The sequence below is a fragment of the Pseudolysinimonas sp. genome, assembly GCF_031389465.1.
In the GTDB taxonomy this organism is placed as follows: domain Bacteria; phylum Actinomycetota; class Actinomycetes; order Actinomycetales; family Microbacteriaceae; genus Pseudolysinimonas_A.
In genome coordinates this window covers 1-6,937 of sequence record NZ_JANMSQ010000162.1, presented here as the reverse complement: position 1 = coordinate 6,937, position 6,937 = coordinate 1, and the positions used below count along the sequence as shown (strand labels likewise).

Genomic DNA, 6,937 nt, shown 5'->3' with positions numbered 1-6,937 from the left:
CCGAGCAGCCCGTCCCTTCTCGGCGGCATCCTGGGCTTCGGGAGCTCGGGCTGACTGGACGGTGCGCGGCTAGGCTGGAGTCTCGTGGGACGCATCTCGAAGCGCATTGGGTCCATCGCCGAATCGGCAACCCTCAAGGTCGACGCCAAGGCCAAGGCACTCAAGGCGGCCGGTCGGCCGGTGGTGAGCTTTGCCGCCGGTGAGCCCGACTTCCCAACTCCGGCACACATCGTCGACGCGGCCGTCGAGGCCGCGCGTGATCCGAAGAATCACCGGTACACGCCTGCTGCAGGCCTGCCCTAGGTGCGCGAGGCGATCGCTGCCAAGACCCTCCGCGACAGCGGGCTCGAGGTATCGCCGTCGCAGGTCATCGTGACGAACGGCGGCAAGCAGGCCGTCTATCAGGCGTTCGCCACCCTGCTCGACCCGGGCGACGAGGTTCTCGTCCCGACTCCGTACTGGACGACCTATCCGGAGGCGATCAAGCTCGCGGGCGGGGTTCAGGTGGATGTTTTCGCCGGTGCCGACCAGGGCTACCTGGTGACGGTCGAGCAACTTGAGGCCGCGCGCACGCCCCGTTCAAAAGTGCTGCTCTTCGTATCGCCGTCGAACCCGACGGGCGCCGTGTACTCCCCCGAACAGGTCGCCGCGATCGGTGCGTGGGCCGAGGAGCACGGCCTGTGGGTGATCAGCGACGAGATCTACCAGAACCTGACCTACGACCCTTCGACAGGCTCAGGACAAGCGGCATCCCGCCGGGCCGTATCGATCGTCGAGGCCACCCCGGAGCTTGCCGACCGCACGATCCTCGTCAACGGCGTCGCGAAAACCTACGCGATGACCGGGTGGCGACTCGGCTGGATGGTCGGCCCGACCGACGCAATCGCCGCGGCGGCGAACCTCCAGTCGCACCTGTCGAGCAACGTGTCGAACATCTCGCAGCGTGCCGCACTCGCGGCGCTCACCGGGCCGCAAGAGAGCGTCGAGCAGATGCGCCTCGCGTTCGACCGGCGCCGCAACCTGATCGTCGACGGGCTCAACGCCATCCCGGGAATCGTCTGCCCGCTGCCCGAGGGCGCGTTCTACGTCTACCCGGATGTCACCGGGCTGCTGAATCGAGAGTGGGGCGGGGTCACCCCGGCGTCGTCGCTGGAACTTGCCGACCTCATCCTCGAGCAGGCGGAGGTCGCGGCGGTCCCCGGCGAGGCGTTCGGCCCGAGCGGCTACCTGCGCTTCTCGTACGCGCTCGGCGACGACGACATCGTCGAGGGCGTCAGCCGTCTGCAGAAGTTGTTCGGCTGACCCCGTTGGTAGGGCCGAGCGCCGTTCGCGCCGTCGAGACGCTGGGCGAGCGCCACGCCGCGGCGGCCGCTGACTAGGGTGAGGCCGTGGCCCTCCGCTTCGAAGAACTCGACTTTCAGCAGACGCCGATGGGCGACCTATTCCTGCGCCGCCGGGTCGAGCCGACCCTCGGGGTCGACGTCTACGAGGTGAAGCTGGGCGACGAGTACCTGATGTCGAGCCTCTTCACCGAAGCCGAAGAGCAGCTCGCGCACCTCGGGCTCGCCGCTGCGTCGGGCGAGAACCTGAGCGTGCTCGTCGGTGGACTCGGGCTCGGCTACACCGCAATCGCGGCGCTCGAGCATCCGTCGGTGGGGTCTCTCGTGGTGGTGGACGCCCTCCCTGCGGTGATCGATTGGCACGAACGCGGGTTGCTACCCGTCTCTGCGCAGCTCACCGGTGACCCTCGCACCACCCTCGTGCTCGACGACTTCTTCGACCTGATGCGACGCGACCGCGCCGACGACGCCCCCCGGTACGACGCGATCCTGCTGGATGTCGACCACTCCCCGCGACACAGCCTCGCGCCCGGCCACGCCGACCTCTACACCCCCGACGGGCTGCGTCACCTCGCCCGACACCTGCGGGATGACGGCGTGTTCGCCCTCTGGTCAGACGACCCGCCCGACGCCGACTTCATGGCCGACCTCGACGCGGTGTTCTCTTCGACCGCGGCACACGTCGTCGCGTTCGCCAACCCACTCACCGGCGGAACCTCGACGAACACCGTCTACGTCGCCCGCTAGTACTGCGACGGCACCGACAACACGGCCATCGTGCAGCGGGAGATGCAGACCAGCTTGCCGTCGCCGCCCGTGATGCGGATCTCCCAGACCTGGGTCGTGCGGCCGAGGGCGATAGGGCGGGCCTCGCCACGCACCCAGCCCGACGCGACGGGGCGCACGTGGTTGGCGTTGATCTCCATCCCGACACAGTGGAACTTCTCGCGATCCACGGCAAACGTCGCGGCCCACGACGCGAGAGTCTCGGCGAGCACGACCGACGCGCCGCCATGCAGCACCCCCGCGGGCTGGCGGGTGCGGTGATCTACCGGCATCCGCCCGACGAGCGCCTCGTCGGTCAGCTCGGTGAACTCGATGCCGAGGTGCTCGATCATCGTGCCAACCCCGCTTCGGGTTGCGTCGTCGATCGTCGGGGTGCCGAACCAGATGCTCACCCCGACATCTTCTCGCGGATCGGTTTCGATACGCGTCGCGCTGCGCGCGGCGCTACTCAACCAACGGGTTGGGGTCGGCGAACAGAGTCAAGCGCGATCCGCCGCCCTCCACCAGATTCGCGAGTGCCGCATTGAACGTCGCGCCGTAGTCCGCCGCGAGGTGGTCGCGAAAGGCCGCCTCATCCCGATACACCTCGTAGACGAACCAGCGCCGCGGCTCGTCTCTCACCCTGTGTGGGTTGAACGCGAGGTTGCCCGGCTCGGCGCGCACGTGCACGGTGAGGTCGCGCACCAGCTCAGCGACGCGCTCCTCAGCTCCCGGGACAGCGGTGAACTCGGCGGACAGCGCCCAGCTCATGCCGCGGCAGCGCCGGTCATGATCGCGACCGCATCGGTCATCGAGTGACTCTTCGGGGTGATCGTCGCGGCGCACTTGCCGAGCCGCTGGATGTGGATGCGGTCGGCCACCTCGAACACCTGCGGCATGTTGTGGCTGATCAGGATGACCGGGATGCCGCGGTCGCGCAGACTCTTCACGAGCTCGATGACCTGCTTCGACTCGCGCACGCCGAGCGCCGCCGTCGGTTCGTCGAGCACGACGACCTTCGACCCGAACGCTGCCGCGCGAGCGACGGCGACGGCCTGACGCTGACCGCCGGAGAGGTTCTCGACCGGAACCGTCACGTCTTGCAGAGTCGTGATGCCGAGACGGTTGAGTTCCTCGCGGGCGCGCACGCGCATCCCCTTCGTGTCGAGCATTCGCAGGACCGATCCGAGCGGGCCCGGGAGGCGCTCCTCGCGCCCGAGGTAGAGGTTGCTGGCGACGTCGAGCGCGGGCGAGACCGCGAGGTTCTGGTAAACGGTCTCGATGCCTGCGTGGCGGGCATCCTGCGGTCGCTTGAACGACACCGGCTTGCCCTCGAGGAAGATCTCACCCTCGTCGGGCGTCTCGGCACCGGTCAGGCACTTGATGAGCGTCGACTTGCCCGCACCGTTGTCGCCGATGATGGCGAGCACCTCGCCGGCCATCAGCTGCAGGCTCACGCCGTCGAGTCCGACGACGCGTCCGTACGTCTTGACGAGGGAACGCGCCTCGAGAATCGCGGTCATGCGCGCACCTTCCGAATCCACTGGTCGACCGAGACGGCGACGATGATGAGTACGCCGACGGCGAGGGTTTGATAGAGCACGTCGAGTCCCGCGAGCGAGAGCCCGCTGCGGAAAACGCCGACGATGAGGGCTCCGAGGAGCGTTCCCCAGACCACCCCGCGACCGCCGAAGAGGCTCGTGCCGCCGATCACCACGGCGGTGATCGAGTCGAGGTTGAGGTCGATGCCGGCATTCGGGCTGGCGGCATTCGTGCGCCCGATCTGCACCCAGGCTCCGATGGCGAGGATCACGCCGGCGGCGAGGTAGACGCTCATCAGCACCTTGTTGACCGAGATTCCGGCGAGTCGCGCGGCCTCCTTGTCGTCACCGACTGCATAGATGTGTCGGCCCCACGCGGTGCGCCCGAGCATGAAAGCGACGACGATGTACAGGGCGAGCATGACGAGCACCCCGACCGTGATCCGAACGTCGCCGATCGAGATGGGCAGGCCTGTCGCCGTCAGGAGGCCGGGCATGTCGGCTCCGCGGACGGTTGCGCCATTCGTATAAAGCAGGGTCAACGCGATGAAGATGTTGAGAGTGCCGAGCGTCACGATGAATGGGGGAAGCCGCAATCGGGTGACGAGGAAGCCGTTGAGCGCCCCCGCGGCGAGGCCCACGAAGAGGCCGAGGATGAGCGCCATGGGGCCGGGCACGCCGTTCACCGACGCGGTCTGCGCGACGACCATCGACGAGAAGATCATGGCCGCGCCGACCGACAGGTCGATGCCCGCGGTCAGAATGATGAGCGTCTGCGCCAGCGCGAGGGTGCCGACGACGGCGACCTGCTGCGTGATGAGCGACAGGTTCGCGGGGTAGAGGAAGCGCGGGTTGATCAACCCGAAGACGATGATGGCGATCACTAGCACGACGGCCGGGCTGATCGCGGGGTAGCGATGCAAGACGTTGCGCAGCCGACTGAGCGGCGTGCTGCGGTCGAGAAACTCCTCGGCCAGATCGTGCGTCGGGACATTGCCGGTAAAGGCGCTCACGGATGACTCCTGTTACGTCGGTGTATCGGTGTCGGTTTCGAGGGTGGCACACGGCAGAGCCGAGCACCACCCTCGAACGTGACGGGATTAGCCCCAGCAGATCTCCGAGGCGGCGGCGGTGTCGATCGAGTCGACTCCGTCGGCCGGGTTGTCGGTGACGAGCGCGACACCGGTGTTGAAGAAGTCGAGCCCGCTGGTGACCTCGGGCGTCGTGCCGTTCTTCACGATGTCGACGATTGCCTGGACCCCGAGCTCGGCCATCTTGACCGGGTACTGCTGGCTGGTCGCGTCGATGACGCCATCGACGACACCTTCGACTCCTGCGCAGCCGCCGTCGACCGAGATGATGATGATGTCATCCAGGTTCTTGCCTGCTGCCAACAGCGCCTGCGAGGCGCCATAAGCGGCCGGTTCGTTGATCGTGTAGACGACGTTGATGTTGGGGTTCTTCGACAGCAGCGTCTCCATGGCGGCAAGGCCGCCATCCTCGGCGCCGTTGGTCGCCTCGTTGCCGACGATCTCGTAGTCGCCGCCGGAGTAGGTTCCGGTGGCGGCTTCGTCGCCGTTGGCGTTGCCATCGGCGACGTCGATGCCCAGGCCTTCGAGGAAGCCCTGATCGCGGTTGTAGTCGACCGAGACGATCTTGTCGTCGAACAGGTCGAGCAGTGCGATGGTCGCCTTCTCGCCGCCAAGCTGCACGGCGGTCCACTCACCGATGAGCTGGCCGGCGAGGCGGTTGTCGGTCGCGAACGTGATGTCGACCGCGTCGGCGGGGTCGGGCGGGGTGTCGAGGGCGATCACGTACAGGCCAGCGTCACGGGCCTTGGCGATCGCGTCGAGCACTCCGGGGCCGTTCGGGGTGATCAGGATGCCCTGGTCGCCTCGAGCGATTGCGTCTTCGATCGCCTTGATCTGGGTGTCTTCGTCGCCGTCTTCCTTGCCGGCGGCGAGGGTCAGTGAGACGCCGGCGTCTGCTGCTGCGGCCTCGGCGCCTTCCTGCATGGCGATGAAGAACGGGTTCGAGTTGGTCTTGACGATCAACGAAACGCCGATGGTGTCGGCGTCTCCGCTCGATCCGGCGGGCGCACACGCGGCGAGCCCGAGGGTCGCGGTGGCGAGTACGGCAACGCCAGCGAACAGCCGGGATGCGGGGGTGCGGAATTTACTGAGATTCGGCATTGAATCCTCCTGGTGAGTGTGGCGACCACCGTCACTGACAACGGTGTCATGGCTAGGTCTATCCGATGGATGTAGATATAGTCAAGGCGAAACGCGAATTTTCAGAGAGAGCGTGACAACGATGTCTAGCCAACCGGCGAACCGTGGACCCGACACTCGCGCGACGATGCGCGACGTTGCCGCGCTCGCCGGGGTGGGGATCAAGACGGTCTCGCGCGTCATTAACGAAGAGCCGAACGTCGCGCCCGCCACGATCGCGAAGGTGCGCGAGGCGGCCGAACGGCTCGACTACCACCCCGATCTCAACGCCGGCAATCTGCGTCGCACCGGGCGCCGCACGCGAACTCTCGGCCTGGTCGTCGGTAGTGTCGCCAACCCGTTCTCGGGCGCCGTTCACCGTGGCGTCGAAGACACCGCTGTGGAGCGCGGAGTAGCCGTTTTCGCGTCGAGCTTGGACGACGACGCCAGCCGAGAGCAGCGCATCGTCGGCGAGATGTTGCGCCGACGCGTCGACGCCCTGATCCTCACCACGGTGCGCAAGAACCAGAGCCAACTCGTCGCGGAACAGTCGCGCGGTACCGTCCTGGTCTTCGTCGACCGTGAACCCGCCGGGATCGACGCGGATGTCGTCGTCACGAACAATGCGGAGGCGGCGGCCGAGGCGACAACCCACCTCATCACGGTCGGCCACCGTCGTCTCGCCTACCTCGGCGACCGCCGCGAGCTGTGGACCGCGCAGGAACGTCGCCGCGGCTTTCTGGAACAGCTCGGGTCGGTCGGCATCCCGACCTCGGGGATCCCGATCGTCGAGGATCTGCACACCGAAGACGCCGCCTACGCCGCGACACTCGAACTGCTCGACAGCGCGAACCCGCCGACGGCCTTGTTCAGCAGCCAGAACCTGGTGACGATCGGCGCTCTGCGCGCGCTACGCGAGCGGGGCCTTCATCGACGCATTGCGCTCGTCGGATTCGACGACATTCCGCTGGGCGACATGCTCGAGCCGGGGGTGACCGTCGTCGCGCAGAATCCCTACGAGATGGGACGCATTGCCGCACAGCGGGCCTTCGCTCGGATGGACGGCGACGTCATGACGTCG

7 protein-coding genes and 1 pseudogene are annotated in these 6,937 nt (G+C 67.2%); 3 read left to right on the top strand and 5 right to left on the bottom strand.

The genetic code is table 11. From position 1 onward, the window contains the following. Nucleotides 1–84 precede the first annotated feature (84 nt). Nucleotides 85–1,302 (top strand): annotated as a pseudogene (locus RMO30_RS06405) (pyridoxal phosphate-dependent aminotransferase). Between the two features lie 86 nt (nt 1,303–1,388). Beyond that, a complete protein-coding gene (locus RMO30_RS06400; RefSeq protein WP_309710966.1) occupies nt 1,389–2,087 on the top strand; it encodes a spermidine synthase in 699 nt (232 codons plus the stop codon). On the opposite strand, the gene RMO30_RS06395 is transcribed toward RMO30_RS06400, so the two are convergent. The 5 genes from RMO30_RS06395 to RMO30_RS06375 all read right to left on the bottom strand — a co-directional run bounded on the left by RMO30_RS06395 (nt 2,084) and on the right by RMO30_RS06375 (nt 5,838). Then, a complete protein-coding gene (locus RMO30_RS06395; RefSeq protein WP_309710963.1) occupies nt 2,084–2,518 on the bottom strand; it encodes a hotdog fold thioesterase in 435 nt (144 codons plus the stop codon). The genes RMO30_RS06400 and RMO30_RS06395 overlap by 4 nt on opposite strands. A gap of 52 nt (nt 2,519–2,570) precedes the next feature. Then, nucleotides 2,571–2,876 carry a putative quinol monooxygenase gene (locus tag RMO30_RS06390; RefSeq protein ID WP_309710960.1) on the bottom strand — a complete coding sequence of 102 codons (306 nt, stop codon included), beginning with the start codon at nt 2,874–2,876 and terminating at the stop codon, nt 2,571–2,573. Beyond that, nucleotides 2,873–3,628, bottom strand: coding sequence for an ATP-binding cassette domain-containing protein (locus RMO30_RS06385; RefSeq protein WP_309710957.1), 756 nt, complete (start codon nt 3,626–3,628; stop codon nt 2,873–2,875). Before RMO30_RS06385 ends, RMO30_RS06390 begins: the two co-directional genes overlap by 4 nt. Next, the gene (locus RMO30_RS06380) at nt 3,625–4,659 is read right to left on the bottom strand and encodes an ABC transporter permease (protein WP_309710954.1); all 1,035 of its coding nucleotides are present in this window, start codon (nt 4,657–4,659) and stop codon (nt 3,625–3,627) included. The genes RMO30_RS06385 and RMO30_RS06380 overlap by 4 nt, the downstream gene beginning before the upstream one ends. A gap of 87 nt (nt 4,660–4,746) precedes the next feature. After that, a complete protein-coding gene (locus RMO30_RS06375) occupies nt 4,747–5,838 on the bottom strand; it encodes a substrate-binding domain-containing protein (RefSeq protein WP_309710951.1) in 1,092 nt (363 codons plus the stop codon). A gap of 121 nt (nt 5,839–5,959) precedes the next feature. On the opposite strand from RMO30_RS06375, the gene RMO30_RS06370 reads away from it, so the two are divergent. Further along, nucleotides 5,960–6,937: LacI family DNA-binding transcriptional regulator (locus RMO30_RS06370; protein WP_309710949.1), on the top strand; the 978-nt coding region annotated here is incomplete at its 3' end.